The sequence below is a fragment of the Nannocystis pusilla genome (assembly GCF_020073745.1).
GTDB lineage: Bacteria > Myxococcota_A > Polyangia > Nannocystales > Nannocystaceae > Nannocystis > Nannocystis radixulma.
Window position 1 is genome coordinate 1,163,743 of sequence record NZ_JAIRAU010000001.1, and the last position, 20,591, is coordinate 1,184,333.

Annotated in this window: 16 protein-coding genes; 6 read left to right on the forward strand and 10 right to left on the reverse strand. The window is 73.1% G+C overall.

Annotation, left to right across the window (positions count from 1 at the left end; translation table 11 throughout):
- Positions 1–18: 18 nt before the first annotated feature.
- Both K7C98_RS04535 and K7C98_RS04540 read left to right on the forward strand, forming a co-directional pair.
- Complete coding sequence (locus K7C98_RS04535; protein ID WP_224190262.1) at positions 19–1,356, forward strand: DUF1501 domain-containing protein; 1,338 nt, start codon at positions 19–21, stop codon at positions 1,354–1,356.
- Between the two features lie 763 nt (positions 1,357–2,119).
- Positions 2,120–3,244 carry a dienelactone hydrolase family protein gene (locus K7C98_RS04540; protein ID WP_224190263.1) on the forward strand — a complete coding sequence of 375 codons (1,125 nt, stop codon included), beginning with the start codon at positions 2,120–2,122 and terminating at the stop codon, positions 3,242–3,244.
- Positions 3,245–3,382: 138 nt separating this feature from the next.
- On the opposite strand, the gene K7C98_RS04545 is transcribed toward K7C98_RS04540, so the two are convergent.
- Positions 3,383–3,901 carry a hypothetical protein gene (locus K7C98_RS04545; RefSeq protein WP_224190264.1) on the reverse strand — a complete coding sequence of 173 codons (519 nt, stop codon included), beginning with the start codon at positions 3,899–3,901 and terminating at the stop codon, positions 3,383–3,385.
- A gap of 233 nt (positions 3,902–4,134) precedes the next feature.
- Positions 4,135–5,019, reverse strand: coding sequence for a sigma-70 family RNA polymerase sigma factor (locus tag K7C98_RS04550; protein ID WP_224190265.1), 885 nt, complete (start codon positions 5,017–5,019; stop codon positions 4,135–4,137).
- Between the two features lie 53 nt (positions 5,020–5,072).
- Here K7C98_RS04550 and K7C98_RS04555 point away from each other — a divergent pair, with 53 nt between their 5' ends.
- Positions 5,073–7,883: a protein kinase domain-containing protein gene (locus K7C98_RS04555; RefSeq protein WP_224190266.1), complete on the forward strand. Its 2,811-nt coding sequence runs from the start codon at positions 5,073–5,075 to the stop codon at positions 7,881–7,883.
- 95 nt (positions 7,884–7,978) lie between these two features.
- On the opposite strand, the gene K7C98_RS04560 is transcribed toward K7C98_RS04555, so the two are convergent.
- From K7C98_RS04560 to K7C98_RS04575, 4 genes are all read right to left on the reverse strand, one after another.
- On the reverse strand, positions 7,979–9,136 hold the full coding sequence (locus K7C98_RS04560; protein WP_224190267.1) for a hypothetical protein: 1,158 nt from the start codon (positions 9,134–9,136) through the stop codon (positions 7,979–7,981).
- A gap of 21 nt (positions 9,137–9,157) precedes the next feature.
- Entirely contained in the window at positions 9,158–9,703 is a 546-nt protein-coding gene (locus K7C98_RS04565; RefSeq protein ID WP_224190268.1) for a hypothetical protein, read from the reverse strand.
- 82 nt (positions 9,704–9,785) lie between these two features.
- On the reverse strand, positions 9,786–11,057 hold the full coding sequence (locus tag K7C98_RS04570) for a hypothetical protein (protein WP_224190269.1): 1,272 nt from the start codon (positions 11,055–11,057) through the stop codon (positions 9,786–9,788).
- Positions 11,057–11,629 (reverse strand): RNA polymerase sigma factor, encoded by a 573-nt coding sequence (locus tag K7C98_RS04575; protein WP_224190270.1) that lies wholly within the window; start codon positions 11,627–11,629, stop codon positions 11,057–11,059. Before K7C98_RS04575 ends, K7C98_RS04570 begins: the two co-directional genes overlap by 1 nt.
- 343 nt (positions 11,630–11,972) lie before the next feature.
- On the opposite strand from K7C98_RS04575, the gene K7C98_RS04580 reads away from it, so the two are divergent.
- Positions 11,973–12,482 carry a hypothetical protein gene (locus K7C98_RS04580; RefSeq protein ID WP_224190271.1) on the forward strand — a complete coding sequence of 170 codons (510 nt, stop codon included), beginning with the start codon at positions 11,973–11,975 and terminating at the stop codon, positions 12,480–12,482.
- A gap of 97 nt (positions 12,483–12,579) precedes the next feature.
- Here the strand turns inward: K7C98_RS04580 and K7C98_RS04585 are convergent, their stop codons facing one another.
- Entirely contained in the window at positions 12,580–13,506 is a 927-nt protein-coding gene (locus tag K7C98_RS04585; RefSeq protein ID WP_224190272.1) for an alpha/beta fold hydrolase, read from the reverse strand.
- Between the two features lie 75 nt (positions 13,507–13,581).
- On the opposite strand from K7C98_RS04585, the gene K7C98_RS04590 reads away from it, so the two are divergent.
- On the forward strand, positions 13,582–14,040 hold the full coding sequence (locus tag K7C98_RS04590; protein WP_224190273.1) for a hypothetical protein: 459 nt from the start codon (positions 13,582–13,584) through the stop codon (positions 14,038–14,040).
- A gap of 126 nt (positions 14,041–14,166) precedes the next feature.
- Here the strand turns inward: K7C98_RS04590 and K7C98_RS04595 are convergent, their stop codons facing one another.
- From K7C98_RS04595 to K7C98_RS04605, 3 genes are all read right to left on the reverse strand, one after another.
- Positions 14,167–15,912 carry a C25 family cysteine peptidase gene (locus K7C98_RS04595; protein ID WP_224190274.1) on the reverse strand — a complete coding sequence of 582 codons (1,746 nt, stop codon included), beginning with the start codon at positions 15,910–15,912 and terminating at the stop codon, positions 14,167–14,169.
- Between the two features lie 224 nt (positions 15,913–16,136).
- Positions 16,137–17,423, reverse strand: coding sequence for a pectinacetylesterase family protein (locus K7C98_RS04600; RefSeq protein WP_224190275.1), 1,287 nt, complete (start codon positions 17,421–17,423; stop codon positions 16,137–16,139).
- An 84-nt stretch (positions 17,424–17,507) separates the two neighbouring features.
- Complete coding sequence (locus K7C98_RS04605) at positions 17,508–19,100, reverse strand: PEGA domain-containing protein (RefSeq protein WP_224190276.1); 1,593 nt, start codon at positions 19,098–19,100, stop codon at positions 17,508–17,510.
- Positions 19,101–19,229: 129 nt separating this feature from the next.
- On the opposite strand from K7C98_RS04605, the gene K7C98_RS04610 reads away from it, so the two are divergent.
- Positions 19,230–20,573, forward strand: coding sequence for a trypsin-like serine protease (locus K7C98_RS04610; RefSeq protein ID WP_224190277.1), 1,344 nt, complete (start codon positions 19,230–19,232; stop codon positions 20,571–20,573).
- Positions 20,574–20,591 lie beyond the last annotated feature (18 nt).

A 20,591-nucleotide genomic window follows, 5' to 3' on the forward strand; every position in this document is an offset into this window, starting at 1 on the left:
AGATCGGAGACTACGACCATGCATCGCCGCAGCTTCCTCAAGATCGCCGCCGGGACCGGGCTCGCCGTCGCCCTGCCCCGTCACGCCCGCGCCGCCCTGCCGCCCTACAAGGGGCCGTTCTACGTCATGATCAGCGCGCGCGGCGGCTGGGACCCGGTGTACCTGTGCGACCCCAAGCCCAAGGGCACCTTCAACCGGCTCTACGACTACGACCCGGTCGACCCCACGGCCGTCGGCGACATCCACTACGCCGACATCCAGCTCCCGGCCAACCTGGTGACCGACCCGCTGTCGCCGCAGTACTTGATGAAGAACGCCGACTTCTTCGCCAAGTACGCCAGCAAGCTGGTCGTGATCAACGGCCTCAACATGCAGACCAACAACCACGACCGCGGCGTGGTGACGATCTGGTCGGGCCGCCACGACGGCGGGTACCCCAACTTCGCCGCGCTGGTGGCCGCCGAGCGGGCGCCCGAGCACCCGCTCGCGTTCATCTCCGGCGGCGGCTACTCGGGCACCGGCAACCTGATCCCGGTCACGCGCCTCAACTCGGTCGGCTCGTTCCGCAAGCTGGCCGAGCCCAACCGCACCAACCCGGCCGACCCCAACAGCACGTCGACGTACATGCACGCCGACACGTTCGCGCGGGTGGCCGCGGCCCAGCAGGAGCGGCTGGCGGCGTTCAAGGCCAAGCAGAACCTGCCGAAGATCGAGCGCGCCGCCGGTGAGCTGTACCTCGCGCGCGGCAACCTCGACGCGCTCGCCTCGGTGGCGCTGCCCGACGCGCTGATCGACCTGCCGAACGAGATGGGGGACCTCGAGCGCATGGCCCAGCAGACGCAGCTGGCGATGGCGGCGTTCTCGGCCGGCCTGGCCGTCGGCGTCAACCTCGAGCTCGGCGGCTTCGACACCCACGCCAATCACGACACCGTGCAGGTGCGCCAGCTGGCCAAGCTGCTGTGGGGCATCGACTACGTGATGAGCCAGGCCGCCGCCGCCGGCCTCGACTCCAACCTGATCGTCATGGTCGGCTCCGACTTCGGCCGCGGCAAGGGCTACAACGGCATGGACGCCGGGTCCGGCAAGGACCACTGGCCTGTCTCTTCGGCCATGTTCCTGAGCGGCAACCCGGGCCTGCTCGGCGGCGGCGGCCGCGTCATCGGCGGGACCACCGAGCTCGAGCAGCTGCCGATCGGCGTCGACCCCGACACGCTCGAGCTCGACGAGTCCGACGACGGCATCGTCATCACCGCCCCCCACGTCCACGTCGCCCTGCGCGAGATGGCCGGCCTCAGCGAGAGCGCGGCCGCCAAGAAGTTCGGCATCATCACCGACATGCTGCCGCTGTTCGGCTGAGAACCTGCCTCCTTTAAAAGAACACGAACACGGCGGCGTCGATGCGCCGCCGGTCGTGTGTGGTGAGCTCGACGCGAGATGGCGGCGAGCGCCGCAGCCGGGGCACGAATCGCTACTGTCCTTCACTCGCGGGACTCGGCGAACTCGCGTCGGGGCGGCACGCCCCCGGAGCTATGTTCATATGGCTTCCGAGACAATGCCGCCGGCAAATGTGAGGACCAAGAGCGCAGACCGCTCGCGCGTCCTCGCCACGCGCCGGCGCGCGCGCTCGGTAGCGCCCGTGAGGCGGCCGACCGCGCCGCGAAGGCTGTCAAGTCGCGGGGGGCCGCGCCTGGGTTGAAGATGACAGGGCAGATCTCGTACGCCTCGAAGCGCTGGACGTCACATCGGGCGCTGTGGGCGCCTGGGAGCGCCACGAGGGCCGTCGGGCGCCGAACAACGGAGAAGTCTGTCGGCGGGATGGCCGCCGTTCCAAGATCAGAGCGCTGACGGATGAGGCTGCCCCGTTGAAAAAAGTCACGTTCTTGCGGCAGGCTGGGTGACCTCTTCCGCAGACTGCGTCGGGGCCAGCGCGCCGACCGCCGCCGCGCATGTACCTGGAGACATCACTCACGCCTCGTGGGTCCTTCGTGACCTGCCTGGTAGGACATGTCTCGAAGGGCATATGTGCAATCACCGCCGCGCGCGCAATTGCGAGCGCGGAGGACACGCATCATTGACGGATTGTTGATGGGACGAGATCGTCGGCCTCGGAGGTGTCTCGATGATTCTCGCAAGAACCCTGGCGAAGTCGACGATGTGCGTGGCTGTGCTCGCTGTCGGATGTGTCAACGAGACGTATGCCCCCGACGAGCAGGAGAGCAAGAATTGGCCGAATTTCCCGATCGCGGACTCGGACGGTGGTGCTGACAATGGCGGCGGCGGGGGGCTCGATCCCGACGCGGAGATCCTGGGGGTTGAGACCCTCGATGTGACGATCCCGGCGTCGTTGCACGCGCAAGGGCTGAAGATTCCGGCCAAGCTGGTGCGCCCGGTGTGGTCGAAGCCGGTGGGCCCGCGGCCGGCGATGATGGTGCTGCACGGCTCCGGCGGCCTGCTGAAGGACGGCAAGAGCAACAACGGGCCGTGCAGCGACCAGATGGAGTCGCAGTTCGCCACCTGGTCGACGCGCCTGGCCGAGCTCGGCTACCCGGTGCTGCTGCCGTCGAGCTACTCGGCCCGCGGCTTCTGCGACAAGCACTCCCAGGCCGACAAGATGCCCAAGACCTTCGACGCCAACACCGAGCAGATCCTCGGGCGGATCTACGACCTCGACGCCGCGTCGCGCTACCTGTGCGACCTCCCCGAGGTCGACTGCGACCGCATGGGCCTGCTCGGCTTCTCGCAGGGCGGGACGATGACGATGCTCGGGCTGCACTGGCAGGTCGAGCACGCGCTGCAGTACTTCCGCGAGAACAAGGCCGGCACCGTCGACATCGAGATCCCCGACATCAAGCCCGGGCGGCCCGAATTCAAGGTCGGGATCGCCTACTATCCGGGCTGCGGCTTCGACGGCACGGTGCCGCTGTCGACCAGCAACAGCGCCGCCGTCGAGAACAAGTACCTGGCGACCGCCCCCCTGTTCGTGCTCCACGCCAGCGACGACCCGCTGGTCGAGCACTGCAGCACCGAGTACGGCACCGGTTCGCGCCAGATCCAGGCCGGCCAGGTCGCGACCAAGATGAACGTCGAGAACCTCTACGACATCACCGTGTACCCCGACGCCGGCCACAGCTTCGACAGCGCCGGCGGCAAGGCCGACGGCGGCACGCCCGCGGGCAACGAGGCGGCCAAGGAGAAGGCGCTGAAGGTGGCGCTCGAGAAGATCCACCTGCACCTCGACAATTAGCGGCCGCGCCGGGGAGTCGGCCTCGACGCCCCGCAGCTGCCGGGTGCCGTGAATGCGTCGGCACCGTCGAGGCGCCGGCTGGCGCCGCAGCGCCAGCCGGGTCTCGGGGCCGCGATCGCGGCACATTCCCCTGATCAATTACTCGTCGCACTCCCAGGTGTCGGGGGCGCAGGCGAAGCTGCCGTTGGACAGGTCGCAGCATTCCCAGAACGACTGGCCGATCTTCGACGACGAGCAGTCGGTCCAGTCGCTGCAGACGACGGTGCAGATGCCCTGGACGTCGTCGCCGTTCTGGACCACGCAGATCGTGCCGCCGGCGCAGTCCCCCGGGACGGTGCAGGGGTTGCCCACGCTGGACTCGTCGCCGGTGTCGTCGCCGGTGGGGTCGGTGGTGGGGTCGGTGGTGGGATTGGTCGTGGGGTCGCTGGTGGGGCCGCCCGTGGGGTCGCCGCCGCTGGGGTCGCCGCCGTCGCACGAGCACTCGCCCCATTCGCCGTCCTCGCACGCTTGCGCGCCCATCTTGCCGTTGGTGCAGGCGCAGGCCTGGGTCTCGCCCTCGTCGCAGACGGACGCCTCGTCCTTGCCGCAGCCGATCGGGGCCGCGAACGAGAAAAGGAGGGTGGCGAGCAGGGCAGACAACTTCTTCTCGATCGACATTGGTTCTCCTGGATTTCGCTTCACCGGACAGATGCCGGCCGATCGGCGCTGTCGCGCCGCGTCGCGGACCCGTTCGCTTGTGCGAGCTCACATCCGGGAGCGCGCGGGGGCAGGTCGCAGGCGCGCTGGAGCGAGCCCGGACGCCGGGCTGCGATCGAGGTGTCTCGCGGGACAGGTCGCGCGCGAGCCGGGGCGCAGGACCGGCATGTCCTTGAGGACATGTCGTCAGGCGCTCACTGCGTCGGCGGCTCGAGCGAGCCGGCGAGGCTCATGTCGATGCGGCTGCCGATCGCGCGGATCAGCGACTCGATCTCGGCGCCTTCGAGGTTGAGGGCGCGGGCCAGCTCGGCGCGGGTGCTGGCGTGCAGCTTGGCCTGCAGCGCCTTGAGCCAGCGGGCCGCGGTCGAGCGGTGGACGCGGAACAGCGCGCCGAGCTGGTCGACGGTGAGGCGGTCGCGCAGCGACAGGCGCAGCAGGGTGCGCTCACGGCTGTCGAGCGCGGCCACGGCGGCCTGCAGGGCCGCGCGCAGCTCCTCGCGGCAGCGCTCGCGCAGCAGCCAGATCTCCGGGTCCTCGGCGACGGCGGCCTGCTCGAGCAGCTCGCCGTCGTCGTCGATCTCGTGGGCCGCGCGGCGGCGGGCCGAGCGGACCAGCATCAGCGCCTCGCGCACGGTGGCCACCCGCAGCCACGCGCGCAGCGGGCCGCGGCCGGAGTAGCTGGCGAGGCGCGGCGCTTCACCTGTCTCCCGGACCAGCAGGCGCAGCCGCAGCCGCTGGCGCGCCTCGGCCCGCTCGTCGGCGCCGACGCCGACGGCCCCGAGCGCGGCGTCGAGGGCGTCGCCGTGGGCCGCCTCGAAGGCCGCCAGCGCGCCGGGCAGCGCGCGCAGGCAGGCGTCGGCGAGCGCGAGGTCGGGCCACACGATCGCCGCGACCTCGGCCTGCGGGGCCAGGCGCGGGGCGACGCGGGCGAAGAACGCGGGCGGGTCGTCGGCGAATTCCGGCCATGCCTCGGCGATCGTCTGCCACGCGTGGGCCAGCGCGGCCGCGTCGGTCTGCTCGCGCAGCGGCGGCGGAATTTCGCTCCAGCGCGCCGTCAGCAGGTCGAGAGGCCCGGACATGGGAGGCGGATGCTACACGGCGTCGGGGCGGCGGGGTATAAGCGCCGGCCGACGTGGATTGCCCCGACGACAGCACGTTCGTGGCCTACACCGAGGGCGCGCTCGATGTCGCGGCGTCGAGCGCATTCGAGGCTCACCTCGACGCCTGCGCGGCGTGCCGGGAGGCCCTCGCGGCGCTCGCTCGCGTGGCGATGCCGGCCGGCGCGGACGAGCCCGGGCCGGCGGGGCCGCGCCTGCGCGCGCGCGGCTCGACGTGCGGCCGCTACCTCGTGCTCGACGTGCGCGGCGCGGGCGGCATGGGCGTGGTCTACACCGCCTACGACCCCGAGCTCGACCGCAGGGTCGCGCTCAAGCTGGTGCGGCCGCAGGCCGGCGCGACCAACCTGCGCGAGCGGCTGGCCCGCGAGGCGCGGGTGCTGGCGCGGATCTCCCACCCCAACGTCGTGCCGATCTACGACGTCGGCGAGTCGGACGGCGAGGTGTTCATCGCCATGGAATTCGTGCCGGGGCCGACGCTGGCGCGCTGGCAGACCGAGGCGGCGCGGCCGTGGCGGGCGATCCTCGACATGTACCTGCAGGCCGCCCGCGGCCTCGCGCACGCCCACGCGGCCGGGGTGGTGCACCGCGACTTCAAGCCCGGCAACGCGCTGGTCGGGCCCGACGGGCGCGTGCGGGTGGTCGACTTCGGCCTCGCGGTCGCGCCGAGCGAGGCGAGCGCGGGCGAGCCGGCGTCGCTGGCCTCGGCCTCGCTGACGGCCACCGGCGCGCTGGTCGGCACGCCGGCGTACATGGCCCCGGAGCAGTGGCGCGGCGCGGCGGTCGACGCCCGCTCCGACCAGTACAGCTTCTGCGCCGCGCTGTGGGAGGCGCTGGCGGGCGCGCCGTACCGCCTGCCGGAGACCACCTGGCGCGGCCCGCCGGCCGCCGAGCCCGCGCCGGCGGCGAGCGGCGGGCGGGCGTTCCCCCGGTGGCTGCGGCAGCTGCTGCTGCGCGGCCTGGCCGACGCCCCGCAGGCGCGCTTGTCGGGGATGCAGGCGCTGATCGACGCGTGCGAGCGCCGGCTGCACCGCGGCCGCCGCGGCACGCTGCTGGCGGCCGCGGGCCTGGTCGTGGCGGCCGCGCTGGTGGTGCTGCTGGGCGGCGGCCGCTCGCCGCCGCCGCAGCTGTGCCGCGACGACCCGTCGCTGCTGGACGGCGTGTGGGACCGCGAGGCCGCGCGGGCGCTGCGGCAGGGCTTTGCCGCCAGCGGCTTGCCGTTCGCGGCGACGGTGGCCGGGACGGCGGTGAGCGCCCTCGACGCCTGGGCGGCGCGCTGGCACGACGAGCGCCGGGCGGCGTGCGAGGCGACCCGGGTGTACGGCCACCAGACGGAGGTCGAGCTGGCGCGGCGGACGGCCTGCCTCGACGAGCGGCGCGCGGCCCTGCGCGAGCGCGTGCGCCTGCTGCAGACCGGCGAGCGCGACGTGGTCGAGGCGGCGGTCGCCATCGCCCACGAATTGCCGGAGCCGGCGACCTGCCGCGACCCGGCGGCGCTGCTGCGCGACGGCGAGGGCGACGACGACGAGGCCCGCCGCGGCCGCGCCGAGGTCGACCGCGCGGCGGCGCTCGTGCAGGCCGGGCGGTTCGCCGTCGCCGAGACCGACGCCGGGGCGGCCGGGGCGGCGGCGCGCGTGCGCGGCTGGCAGGCGCTGGCCGCCGCCGCCCAGCGCGTGGTCGGCGAGGCGCGCCAGGGCCGGGGCGCCGGCGCCGAGGCCGAGGAGGCCTACTACCAGTCGCTGTGGGCGGCCGAGGCGGCGCGAGACGACCGCGCGGCGACGCGCGCGTGGACCCGGCTGGCGGCGCTGCTGGCCGACGAGCTGGCCCGCCCCGAGGAGGCGCGGCGCGCCGTCGCCCACGCCCGGGCCGCCTACGCCCGCGCCGGCGACGACCCGCTGCTCGGCGCCGAGCTCGAGCTGGCGGCGGCGCTCGGGGAGCGCAGCTCCGGCGACTGGCAGGCCGCGAACACGCGCCTGCGCGCCGTCGTGGCCGCGCTGGCCCAGCACGCCCCGCCGGCCGACCCGCGCCTGCTCACCGCGCTGCGCCAGTACGGCCGCAGCTTCTTCGACCTCGGCGAGCACGAGGCCTCGGCCGCCGAGTACCGACGCGCGCTCGCGCTGGCCGAGCAGCACCTCGGCGCCGACCACCCGGTCGTCGCCGACCTGGCCAACAACCTCGGTACGACGCTGCTCGATCAGCGCGACGTCGCCGGCGCCGAGGCCGAGCTGCGCCGGGCCCTGGCGATCGACCTGCGCGTGTACGGGCCGCTGCACCTCAGCACCGCGGCGGCGTTCGGCAACCTCGCCAACTTCGAGGCGACGCGCGGCGACCTGGCGCGCGCCGAGCAGGCCTATCGCACGACCCTGCAGATCTACGCCAGGCAGCCGAAGCCGCACCCCGACGCGGCCAAGGTCGCCTACAACCTGTCGTCGGTGCTCATCAACACGGCCCGCCCGGCCGAGGCGAAGGAGCAGCTCGAGTGGGCGCTGGCGCTGCAGCGCGAGACCCTCGGCGAGGACCACCCCGACACCGGCGCCTACCTCACCGGCATCGGCATATCGCTGACCGAGATGGGCCGCCCGGCCGAGGCGATCGCGCCGCTCGAGGCCGCGATCGCGCTGTTCGAGCGCCGCCCGCGGGACGCCCGCTACCTCGGAGCCGCGCGCAACGAGCTGGCCCGCGCGCTGTGGGACAGCGGCGGCGACCGGATACGCGCCCGCGGCCTCGCCGAGTCGGCCGCGGCGATCTTCCGCGCCCAGCCCGAGGCCGAGCGCCTGCTCCGCGAGGTCGAGGCCTGGCTGGCGGCCCACCCGCTGCCGCGGGGTTAATTCCAAACAGCCGTTCGGGCATGTTTTTAAAGACATGCCCTGATGGACATGTTCTACCGGGCATGTTCTGAAAGACGCCAGTCCGAGATCGACTTCTATTTCGCCGGCGCCCGCTTCCCCGCGGCTGCGCGGCTCGTCCGGCCCCAGCGCACGCCGAGCTCCGCCACCGCGGCGAGCTCGACTCCGCCGATTCGGAACAGCGGCGCGCCGGCCGAATCGACCAACTGCACGGCGGCGCCGGCGGCCGCGTGTGCGCTCACGGCCGCCTCGATGCGCAGTCCGACGTCCAGGCGCACTGCGGGCGCGAGCGGGAGCGACAGCCCCGGCGTCAGCGAGAGCGCGGCGCCCAGCAAGGGAGGGCCGCTCTGGGGGCGCGCCGCGCCGCCCCGCGTGACGACCCACCACGGTTCGACGAGGACGGCCGCGCGCGTGCGCAGCTCGAAGCGCCCGCGGCGGAGGCTGTGGCCGAGCGCGACAGCCAGGCGCAGGCGCGCGAGTCGGAGCTCGTCGGCGCGGACTCCGAGCCCGCGCGCTTCGACGCCGACGATGAAGCCGCTGCGATGGCGCACCTCCACGCCGACGAGGCCGCCGCTGCCGACCGAGCCGGCGAGGGCGACCGGTGGACCGACCCCGAAGGCCGTCACGAGCCCGACCGTCGGGCCGAACTCGAACCGCGGCGGCTGCGGCGAGGGCTGCTCGGCGAGCGGACGCGAGGCGACCGGCGAGGGTGACACCTCAGGCGCGCTCGTCGGACTCGCGGACGCGGGCACCGTCGTCTCCACCGCGGGGGGCTCCTGCTCTGCGGTGCCGTCGGCGATCGCCGCCAGGAGGTGCGAGAGCGAGGTCGCCGCGGCGCGCTCGGGCTCCGCGGGCGTGGCCGACCAGGATCTTACAAAGACCCGTCCGTCGTCGAGCCGCACGGAGATCCGCAGGCTCCCCGTCGGCTCGCGCTCGATGCGAACGAGCGTGCAACCGGGCTGCTCGTCGGTTCCATCTCGTTGCCGGTCTGCCGGATCGCGGCGCGAGGATCGACAGGACGGCTCGCCCTGCGCGTCGTCGTGCATGTGGATCCCCGGCTCGCGCAGCGCGAGCGCCTCGTGCAGCGCCTCCGGGTCGAGCCCCGCGCCCACGCTGACGACGATCGCCGCCCTGTCGATCGCCGGGGCCTCGTCTCGCCGCATCGACGCGCGCGCGGTCGTCCCCGCGAGCAAGCCCGCGAGGCACACGACCGAGGCATGAACTGCGAGCCGCACGCGTGCTGCGTCAGGAATGCGTCAACCGCTCGACGAGCTCGAGCTGGTATCGACGCCGGTGCTGGTGCTGGAGGTGGCCTCGCCGGTGTCGGTGCCGGTCTCGAAGCCGGTGCTGGTGCTGGAGGTGGCCTCGCCGGTGTCGGTGCCGGTCTCGAAGCCGGTGCTGGTGCTGGAGGTGGCCTCGCCGGTGTCGGTGCCGGTGCCGGTGCTGGAGGTGGCCTCGCCGGTGTCGGTGCCGGTGCCGGTGCTGGAGGTGGCCTCGCCGGTGTCGGTGCCGGTGCTGGTGCTGGAGGTGGCCTCGCCGGGCCCGGTGCCGGTCTCGAAGCCGGTGCTGGTGCTCGACGTGCCTTCGCCGGGTCCTGTCTCGATACCGGTGCCGGTGCTCGACGTGGCCTCGACGGGACCGGTGGTCGCGCTGGTCGAGGAAGTCGAGTCATCCAGCTCGCCGTCGGTCGCCGTGTCGTCGTCGTCGTCTCCGTCGGAGATCTCGATGTTGATCACGTCGCACGCGATCAGCCCGTGAGAGACCACCAGCGCCATGAGGGCGCGAAAGATCGAATTCAACATCATCTTTAATTCTGCTCCTGGCCGCGCTCACGGCGGCTCGCCCCTGAGTACCGGTGGCAAACACCGGCATTACAGGCGAACTTCATGGCCCCTCGCCTCCGCGAGCCGCGCGGGCCTCGTCGGCGTGTGCGCCTTCGGGCCATGTCCCGAGGTACAGGTCCCAGCACGCGCTCGCCTCGACCCCGGTCGCGCGGCGGCACAGACCGACGCGCGCGTCCTCGGCGTACAGACCGCGCGGAAAGCGGGCGAGGTAGCGCTGCCACAGCCGCGCCAGCGCCTGCTGGTCGCCGGCCTTGCGCGTCAGCACGAACAGGTCGCCGTACGCCAGCTCGACCGTGCTCGCCGCCGCGTCGGTGCGGACGAGCGCAGACAGCAGCGCGCGCGCCTCCTCGGTGTCGCCGCGCCGCCACGCCTCGCGCGCGGCCCGATCGAGCGCGACCCATGCGGCCTCGTCGGTCGCTGCCTCGGCCGGCGGCTGTTCGGCGCGCCGTCGGGAACTGACCCCGCGGCGCCGCGGCGGCTCGTCCGCGCGATCTGCCGCGACCTGGCGCTCCGGCGTCGCCTCGCCGCGAGCTCCGTCGCGCCGCGACGCCGAGCCGTGTCCTGTCTCGCTGGGCATGCCCTTTGAGGCATGTACGTGATCATCCGCGGCGAGCGGCGCGGAGCGCTGATCGCATGTCCTGACGGGCATGTTCTGTGAATCGTGAGAGTGCTCAGCCGCGGGGTGCGGCGCGGGGTCCTCGTCACATGTCCTGACGGGCATGTCTTCGGAGGCATGTCCGCGTTCCCCGCGGGCGGGCGGCGCGGTGCGCTCGTCTTCTGTCTTCAAGAACATGTCCTCAGAGGCATCTCCGTCTTCATACTCGGGGGGCGATGTTTCGTCTCCTGTCTTTAAAAAGACGTTCCTTGAGACATGTCTGTGTGCGCCGGCGCCGGGCGGCGTCGCGGTCGTGCTGGGCCGATCCGGCTGCGGAGCGACGAGCGGCGCCGCGTTCGCCGTCGCCGCGCCGTCCCGCCGGGCCTGGGTGGCAGCGCCCGCGAACGCGCCCGCGAGCAGCAGGCCCGCGGCCGCGGCCATCAGCCAACCGAGCCTGCGCCGCGGGGCCGTCGGCGCCGGGCTCGAGTCCTCCTCGCGCGCCGGGGCCGGTGCGAGCCGCGGCCGCGGCAGCGCGACCACCGGGGCGAATCGTGCCGCCTCGGCGACCGCCTCGCGGGACACGCCCTGCGAGTCGATCGCGTGCGCCCGGGCGATCATCGCCGCGAAGTCGCGCCGGCGACCGCCGCGGTCCGCCTCGGCGCGCACCGCCTCGCGCGCGTCGCCGAGGAACCCGTCGAGCGGATCTTCCAGGTGCATCAACCCGCCTCCTCCGTCGGTGTCGTCAACCAGCCGCCGCGGATCAACGCCTCCCGGACTTTTTCACGCGCGCGGAACACCCGCACGGCCATGTTGTTCGCCGACACTCCCGCTCGCGCGGCCGCCTCGGCCATCGACAGCTCCTCGAGCTCGCGCAGCACGAACGCCTCGCGCAGCGGCTCGCTCAGCTCGGCGAGCGCGGCGTACAGCGCCTGCTTGCGCGCCTGCTGCAGGTGCATGCGGGCGACGTCCGGCCCGTGGCGCAGCGCCTCGACGTCGGCGAGTCGTCGCTCGGCGCGGCGCTGCGTCTGCCGCTCGCGGATGAAGTTGCGCGCCACGTTGAGCGCGATGCCGAACAGCCAGGTCGAGAACGCGGCGCGCCCGTCGAAGCTCGGCAGCACCACGACCGCGCGCGCGAAGGTCTCCTGCGTGAGGTCCTCGGCGACCGACGCCTCGCCGAGGTAGAAGCACAGCCGGTTGAAGATCCGCTCGTAGTGCCGGTGGTACAGCTCCGACCACGCGCGCATGTCGCCGCCGCGGGCCAGCTCGACGAGCCCGCCGACGCTCTCCACGGCGGACGCGCGTGCGGCTTCCGGGTCACGCGGCGCAGGGGAGAGAGAGCGCGAGGCCATCGCGTCCCCTCCGTAACGCGAGCCAGCCCGGATATTACAGCGAATGCCGCCAGCGGCACCGCGCAGTGTGCGCGGGTCCGCGTGTTCGGCGCTCGAGTCACGAGCCCACCCGGCGCCAAGGTCGGCGACTTCCCGTGACCTGTCTCTTCGGACATCCAGCGAATCGGCGCGTCAGGTCGCGGTCGTGACGGTATGACGTTCGTGCCGCGATCGGGGCGAGACGCGAGGACGAGCGAGGGTTCGGCGGGTTGAACGGGGGCGGCGTCGGGGTATCCTGGTGAAGATGCGGGCGTTCTTCTGGCTGGTCGGGTCCGTCGCCGTGCTCAACATCGTGCTGAGAGTCGGTCTGATGCTCGACGTGCTCTGGTACGTCCCGTTCGACCCCGCCGCCGAGATCTCGTGCCTCGTCACGCTGGTGCTGCTGCTCGGCTCCGCGGTCCACTACGCGCGGCGCCGGACCCTCCTCCCGCCGCGCCCGCTGGTGTGCCTGGCGGTCGCCCTCGTGTGCGCGCCGGCGCTGGCGATCGCCCTCGCCGGGCCCGCGCTGGCGCTCGGCGGCACGTCGATCGGCCGGCTGTTCGACCTCTGTTTCGTCGCGTTCGCCGCGCTCGGCGTGCCGCTGCCGGACGGCCTCGCGTTCGAGACCGCGTTCGTGCTGTTCCAGGCGGTCGGCCTGTGGATCGTCGGCGGCGTGCTGTTCGGCGGGCCGTTCGCGTGTCCCGATGGACATGTTCCAGGGGACACGCCGGAGCATCAGGTGGCGGTCCGGGACGGCGGTCGACTCGACGGTTGAGGCCTGTCCTCACGGACAGGCGACCAGTCGCCGTGCGGGGTGGCCGGAGGCGCGACCTGTCCTCGCGGCCAGCCGAGCATCCGCCCCCGGGCGCGGGTCAGCGGGCGAGGTGGCCGGAGAGCCAGCCGACCGTCTCGCCGACGACGTCGCCGCGACAGGTCTCGTGGAACATCTCGTGGCGGCCGCCCGGCCACAGGCGCAGGTCGACCTGGAGGCCGAGCTTGCGCATCATCGTGACGAGGGCCTCGACCTGGCGGCCCTTGCCGCCGACGGGGTCGAGGTCGCCGCCGATGACCGAGTAGGGCACGCGGGGCAGGCGCTCGAGGAAGGGGGCGGTCTGCAGCCGGGCCTGGCCGCCGACCAGGTCGCGCCACAGCGAGGTGGTCGGCAGGAAGCCGCACAGCGGGTCGTGGATGTAGGCGTCGACCTGGGCCTCGTCGCGCGACAGCCAGTCGAACTCGGTGCGGTTGGGGCGGAAGGCGCGGTTGTAGGTGCCGAACGCGGTGGCGTTGAGCAGCTTGCTGCGCCCGCGGACGCCGATCCGGCGCAGCTCGACCTGGATGAGGCCCTGACCGATCCGCAGCAGCGCGCCGACCTTGCCGGTCGCGCCGGAGAGGACCACCGCGGCCGGCCTGGCGCCGCTGGTGGCGAGGTCGTGCAGGGCGATCACCGAGCCCATGCTGTGGCCGAGCAGCGCCCACGGGACGTCGCCGAAGCGCTCGCGGGCGTGGGCGCGCACGCGGGCGGCGTCGAGGAGGACGGCGCCCCAGCCGTCGCGCTCGCCGAAGAAGCCGAGCTCGTCGGGGCCGGCGGCGCTGCGGCCGTGGCCGCGGTGATCGTGGGCCACGACCGCGAAGCCGGCGTCGCACAGGCCGCGCGCCAGGCCCTCGTAGCGGCCGGCGTGCTCGGCCAGGCCGTGGAGCACCTGGACCAGCCCGCGGACCGGCTGGCCGTCGTCGGGGGTCCACACGTGGACGTGCGTGGTCACGCCGTCTCCGGGGAGGCTGAGGGTCTCGTGCTTCACCGGCGCACACTACCACGCCCCGAGGTCGGATCGCCGTCTGCCCGTGGAGGCCCGGGCCGGGGTACGCTCGCGCCCATGGCCAAACCGCGTCTCCTCGCCGTCCTCGCGCTGCTCGCCGCCGGCTGCGTTCAATTCGAGATGGGCCCGATGACGACGACCGACACCGCCGACCCTCCCGACTCGACCGGCGAGAAGGAGCCGGAGCCGTCGGTCGCGTGCGACCCGCTCGCGCAGGACTGCCCGGACCTCCAGGCCTGCTCGCTGGTCAGCGGCGACTTCGCCTGCATCGAGGTCGTGGTCCCCGGCGGAGCCGGCGACCCGTGCCAGGGGGTCGGCGAGTGCGGCGCCGGCCTCGTCTGCGTGTCCGCGACCGCGCTCGACGGCTGCGACGGCGCGAGCTGCTGCTCGTCGCTGTGCGAGGTCGGCGACGGCTCCGCCCAGTGCGGCAGCGCGGCCGAGACCTGCATGCCCGTCTACGGCGCCGACGCGCCGCCGATGTGGGCCGACTACGGCGTGTGCCGGCTGCCGGACTGACAGGGCCTTCAGGCCATGTGCAATGGGACATGTTGAAAATAACATGTCCTGTAGAACATGTTGATTGCGTCATCTGCGACAGGCCGGCTTCGCCGAGACGCCCGCGGCGCTTCGAGCACGTGCCCGTCAGTCGTCCACGATCAGCTCGACGGCGCCGATCGCCTCGGCGCTGCCGTCGTCGGCGCGGACCTTGACGTGATAGCGGCCGCGGGGCAGATCGGCCGGCACCGCCAGGCTGACCTGCGCCGCGCCGCCGACCAGCGCGGCCTCGGTGCCGAGGACGACCTTGTCGTTGGCGGCCTCGTAGTTGGCGACCAGCACGGCGTCGCGCTGCGGATCGCCGTCGGGCGGGACGGGCACGAGCTCGCCGGGGATCTTCGAGCGCACGGTCTCGAGGGTGATGTGCGCGAGGCCGTCGCCGAGGCCCGCGGCGGTGATGTCGACGTCGACGCTGCCGCCCGGCGCGACGGCGGCCGGAGCGACGCCGACGGCGGCCGGCTCCGGGTAGCCGATCCGCAGCGCGGGGTCGCCGAACAGGGTGTAGAGGTGCAGGTGGCTGCGGCGCAGCGCGTCCATGTCGGCGTCGGACAGCGAGAGGCCGAAGGCGTTGTCGATCTGGGCGCGGAAGCCGTCGACCTGGGTCATGACGCGCTGCTTGGCGCGCACGAACGCCTCGCCGATGGTGGCCGGACGCTCGGCGGTCATGACGAGGCCGAGCTCGCGGATGAAGATCGTGTTGGGGTAGACGTACGAGAGCTCGGTCGAGGACAGCACGGCGACCGGGCCGTTGGCCGCGGCGAGCAGCGAGGCGCCGACGCTGTCGTCCGGGCCGGCGAACGAGCCCATGGCGCAGGCGATCAGGGTGACGATCGGGCTGCGACCGGTGATCGCCAGGTCGCCGAGGGCCTCGACGTCGAGCAGCGGGTGGAGCTGGCCGTTCCACTCGAGCGGAGGAAAGCTGGTGGGGCTGCCGTGGCCGATGTAGGTGACCATCAACGAGCCCTCGTTGATACGCTCGACGACCTTGTCGCTGAACTGCTCGGGGACGTAGACGTAGGGCGAGCTCTGCAAACCGTACGTCATGGTGATGTCGAACTCGTAGGGGATCTCGTCGAGGGCGGTGTTGACGAGCTTCTCGACCAGGCTGTCGACCAGGGCGCCCTGACCGAGAGCGCTGGCGAACATGTTGATCCGCCGGTTGTGCGGGCCGACGCTGCGGACCTGCTCGTGGCGGATGGTTTTTAAGAGGGCGGCGGTGACGGCGGCAGGGTCCCGGGCGGGGATCCGTCCGACGGCGAGGTCGGTGATGTCGTCGTCGTCGAGGTCGGCGTAGAGGTGGTCGGAGGGGATCGCCATCGGCGGCTCGATCTCCAGCACCTGGACGACCTCGCCGAGCGGGACCGTGTCGGCGTCGACCGGGCCGCCCGGCTCGGCGTCGCCGACGAGCAGGACGAACAGCGGCCGGTCGGGGTCGCGCGCGGCGTGGTAGCCCCGCAGGCGCTCGCGGATCGCCTCGACCGGATCGCCGCCGTCGGCCAGGATCTCGCTCATGCGCACGAGCGCGACGGTGTGCCCGCCGGCGCTGCGGTGCTCGCCGAATTCGCCGGCGACGTCGGCCAGCTTGTCGGCGGCGATGATGACGTAGTCGACCGGCGGCGGGCCGACCTCGCCGGTGGTCGAATCACTGGTGGTCGGCTCGACGGTGGTGGTCGGGACCGCGGTGTCGGAGGTCGAGGTGCCGGTCGCGTCGTCGGTGGTGCTGCCGGTGGTGGTCCCGAGGCCGTCGGTGGCGCCGTCGGAGGTGGTGTTGCCACAGGCCGCGAGGACCACGAGCAGCGACGATGCGACCGATACGAGCGCCGATTTGACCATGCGCGCAGTCTAGCAAGAGGTCTGTGATGACAAGGCCGAGCGCTCGCGCGAGGACGAGAGCCGGCTCACCCTTGGGGCGATGATGGCCCGACCCTCCATCAGGGCTTCCATGGGCCATCGGGTCGATTTGCTGCATGACTCTCATGGCATGTTTGAAAGGACATGCGAAGAGGGACATGCCCTTACGAGCATGTCCCTCGCGCTATTCACGACAGGGCTCGGGATCAGGGCCCGACGTGGGTGGCGGTGCCGCCGACGAGGTCGGTGACCCAGTCGATCAGCGCGACCCCGTCGGACTGGGCCGAGTAGAGGCTGCCGCTGAGGAACGTGTGCTGCTCGCTGTTGTCGACGAAGAAGCTGCCCCACACGCCGGCGGGCTCGTTGTAGTAGTTGTCGCGGGCGTCGATCAGGGCGTCCTCGAACGCCTGCTGCGGGGTGTTGGGGAGCAGGGCGGTGCAGTCGTTGCCGCCGAAGCCGAAGAAGAAGCGGATCACCGAGTCGCCGGTCGAGGAGATCAGCGCCAGGCGCTGGGTGCTGTGCTTCTTGGCGATGTGGGCGCCGATGTTGACGATGCCGCCCCCCTGGCTGGGGAAGCAGTCCTCGCAGCCGGCGGGGATCGTGTCGTCGAAGCCCCACAGGTCGCTCCACTTCTGCTGCAGGCACAGCGGCGCGACCTCGAAGCCGAGCGGCGGGCCGGAGTCGTCGAGCAGGGTGACCCTGGAGCCGGGGAAGGCGTCGGCGATGCGGTCGTAGTTGAAGGCGGCCCCGAAGCCGCCGGCGCTCTCGCCGGTGACGAGCACGTGGCCGACGCCGGTAAACGTCGGGACGATGCGCTCGAGGTAGGCGGCGACGTTGCGGAAGCCGACGAACTGCTGGATGCCCGCCTCCGACATCTGATCGGGGCGGTCGCCGGCGTGGACGTCGCCGGTGCAGTACGGCACGAAGATGTGGGTCCAATCGCCGACCGGGTTCATCGGCCCGGGGTCGAAGATGCCGTTGTTGCTGCCGTCGAAGCCGGCGCCGTTGAAGCTCGACGGGTTCTGGGCGCAGGTGAGCGCGTTGAAGCAGGCGCCGCCGCCCTGGAAGTAGATCACCAGGCCGTCGCCGGTGCCGTAGCGGACGCCGATGCCGGCGCTACTGCCGTCGCGGCACATCGAGTCGGGGAAGTCGATCCAGTTCCACTCGCCGGGCGGCGCGTCGGGCAGCGGCTCGCCGTCCCACGGCGAGGGCGGCGGGTCACCGGTGGGGTCGGTGGTGGTCGTCGTCGGGTCGGGATCGTCGGTGGTCGGCGCGGGGCCGTCGGTCGTCTCGACGGTGGTCGTGGGCGTGTCTTCGGTGGTCGTCGGCCCGGCGCTGGTCGTGTCGTCGGTGGCCGTGCCGTCGCCGCTGGTGCCGTCGCTGGTGCCGGCCTCGGTGTCGCTGGCGGCGGGGGTGCCGTCGTCGCCGCAGGCGGGGAGCAGGGTGCAGAGACAGAGCGGCGCAGCGACCAGGTGACGAACGGAAGTCAGCATTGCGGCATGCTAGCCGCTTGCGAAGGACCGGGGGCGGCACCGCCGCCGCCTTCGCGCCGGGCTAGACTCACACGCTGCGAGCGCTCAAAACCGCCCCTGGACGAGGAAGCCGGTCTGTCCGCCGAAGAAGGTGGGCGCGAAGCTGACGCGGGACGGGCGGAGATGGAAGCGCTGGACGATCAGGCCGGTGGCGGCGCCGACGATCGTGCCGGCGCCGAGGCCGAGGAAGAAGCCGCTGGCGAGGCGGTGGGCGGTGAAGCAATCGACGCCCTCGTTGTTGTTGCAGACCAGCGTGGACGTGGAGTTGGAGTTCCAGCGCGAGGTGCTGACGCCGCTCCACACGCCGCCGGTGAGCAGGGCGGCCGCGCCGACGCCGAGCTCGGTCCACCACACCCACGGCTTCACGTCGAACTCGGCGGTCAGGCCGGTCGCCCACAGGCCGATGGCCCCACCCATCAATCCCGCGCCGGCGGAGCGCATGCGCATTGCGGGCACCAGGTCGCCGTTGGCGACCTTGGTCAATTTCTTCTCGTCGTAGACGTTGCTGCCGTGGACCGCGACGGCGAGGCCGGTGATGAACACCGGCACGCCGCTGACGATGAGGCCCGTCGACAGGCGCATGCGCGCCTTCTTCGGCACGCGCTCCGGCACCGGCGGCGGCGCGGGGGCCTCGGGCGTCGGCGCGGCGCCGGCCTCCACCGGCGCGGGCGTGGCGGGCGTGGGTGGCGTCAGCGAGGGCGCGAGCGCGACGGCGAAGGTCGCCGTCGGCTGGGCGCCGAGGGTGACCTTCTCGACGTAGCGCTGGTAGCCGGGCGCCTGCACCGTGACCTCCCAGTCGCCGGGCTCGATGCGCACCGCACACTTGCCGTGGCCGTCGAGCGGGCAGGGGACAGGCTCGGCGTTGAGCACCATGCGCTGCAGCGTCACCGTCGCCCCGGCCGCCACCGCCTCGCCGGGCTCGACCTGGAACGTCGCCGAGCGGAACGCCGGGTCGCTGGCCAGCGCCACCTCGAGCACGAAGCCCGCTCCACCTGGCTTGATGGTCAGGTCGCGGGTCGAGGTCCCGTAGGTCGGCGCGCCGATCTTCAGCTGCCACTTGCCGGGGTCGACGTAGATCGTCTTGCCGCCCGAGGTGAACTCCGGGGCGTGCGGCGGCAGCTCGAACACCAGCGGCGGGCGCCTGTCTTTGTCGTCGTCGACGCGGGTCAGCGTCAGCATGGCGCCGAGCTCGGCCACGCTCGACGGGGCGATCCGCACCAGCACGCCGGTGGCGGCCGCCTGGGCCTTCTTGCTGCGGCTGACGGCCTGCTCGCGCCCGTCTTCGGGGATCCCGGGCTGCTGGAGATAGAGCTCCCAGTAGCGGATCGCGTGCGCGCGGTGGCCGAGGGCCAGGCGCGCGAGGCCGGCGTTGAACAGGTCGCGCGGCTCGTGCACCGAGTTCCACAGCTCCTCGAGCATCTGCGCGGCCTCGAGGTACTTGCGCTGGCCGTACAGCGCCGCGGCTTGCTCGGCGCGGGCGTCGGCCTCGCTCGCGGAGGTGGGCGCCGGCGCGGGCTCGGAGGCGGCTGCCGGCGCGGGCTCGGAGGTGGCCGGTTCGGAGGTCGAGGGCGTGGCCGCGGGCTCGGCGGCCGCGGCGGTCGCGAGGGTCAGGATGAGCCACGAGAGGCTGACGGGCATCGACATCTCCGAGCGTCGGGGGTCGTCCGGCCGCGGCCGGCCGCGCGATGATACGCGCCGCGCCGGGCAGCGTCAGCAATTGTCGCGCCGCGGCTGCACCCCGGTAAGCTCATGTGTCATCCTCGCGCGATGCATCGTCGGTGGCGGCGCTGGGCATGTCGGGGGGCGGCGCTCGTGGCCGTGGTGTCGGCCGGCGAGGCGCGAGCGGCGGGCGCGCGGACCACCGCACCGACGCCTCCGGTGCCGATCTTCGGCGGCGCGGAGGCCGAGATCTGCGCCTTCCCGGGGGTGGTCGCGCTCGACGGCGTCGACACCCGCTGCACCGGCACGCTCGTGCATCCGCGCGTCGTGCTGTACGCGGCGCACTGCGGGGACGCGATCGGTCAGGTCCGCTTCGGCCAGTCGGCCGACGACCGTGACCACGCGGTCGAGCCCGATCTCTGCCGTACGAACCCCGACTACGCGGGACTCGGCGACGAGGGGGCCGACTGGGCCTTCTGTCGCCTGAGCGAGCCCGCGCCGGTGCCCGTGGTGCCGATCGCGTTCGGCTGCGAGACCGCGCTCGTCGAGCCCGGGGCCGAGGCCGTGATCGTCGGCTACGGCGAGAGCGAGTCGGGCGCGGGCGACGGGCCCAAGCGCTGGGCCGCCGCGCCGGTGCGGCTCGTGCTCGCCGACTACTTCGAGGTCGGCGGCCTCGGCGAGCCGGGCGTGTGCGCCGGCGACTCGGGCGGCCCGGCCTTGATCCAAACCGCCGACGGCACCTGGCGGGTGTTCGGCGTCGCCTCGGTGCACGCGGCCGGCTGCGGGGGGATCGGCCACTACGCCTACGCGTGGGACGCGATCCCGTGGATCGAGGCCGAGGCCGACGTCGACCTCACGCCGTGCCACGACGACGACGGCAGCTGGCGGCCGGACTTCCGCTGCAGCGGTTTCGCGCCGGCCGACAGCGTCGGCGCCGGGGCGTGGGACGACCTCTGCGCCGCCGCCCCGGTCGGGCCGGCCGGCACCAGCTGCGGCGCCGCCTTCGACGCCGAGCCCGACACCACGCCGCCGACGGTCGCGATCACGAGCCCGAGCCCGGGTGCGTATCCGGGGCCCGAGGTGAAGCTCGAGATCGAGGTCGAGGCCGAGGACGTCGGCTGGGGCGTCGCCGAGGTCGCGCTCGAGATCGACGGCGAGAGCCCGGGCCACGACGACGAGCCGCCGTGGAAATTCGGCACCGCGGTGTTCCCGAGCGGCAGCTACACCCTCGTCGCCGTCGCCGAGGACGCCGCCGGCCACGTCACCCGCTCCGAGCCGGTCGTGATCGAGGTCGGCGCCGAGCCCGACACCGACACGGACACCGGCGAGCCCGAGGCCGGGTCCGCGGGCTGCGCCTGCGCGACGGGGCGCGGCGGCGGCGGGCTCGCGTGGATGTTCTTCGGGACATGGTGTCTGGGCCATGTTCGAAGGGGCAGGCGATCGCGGCCGTGAACGAGCGCTGACTCACCG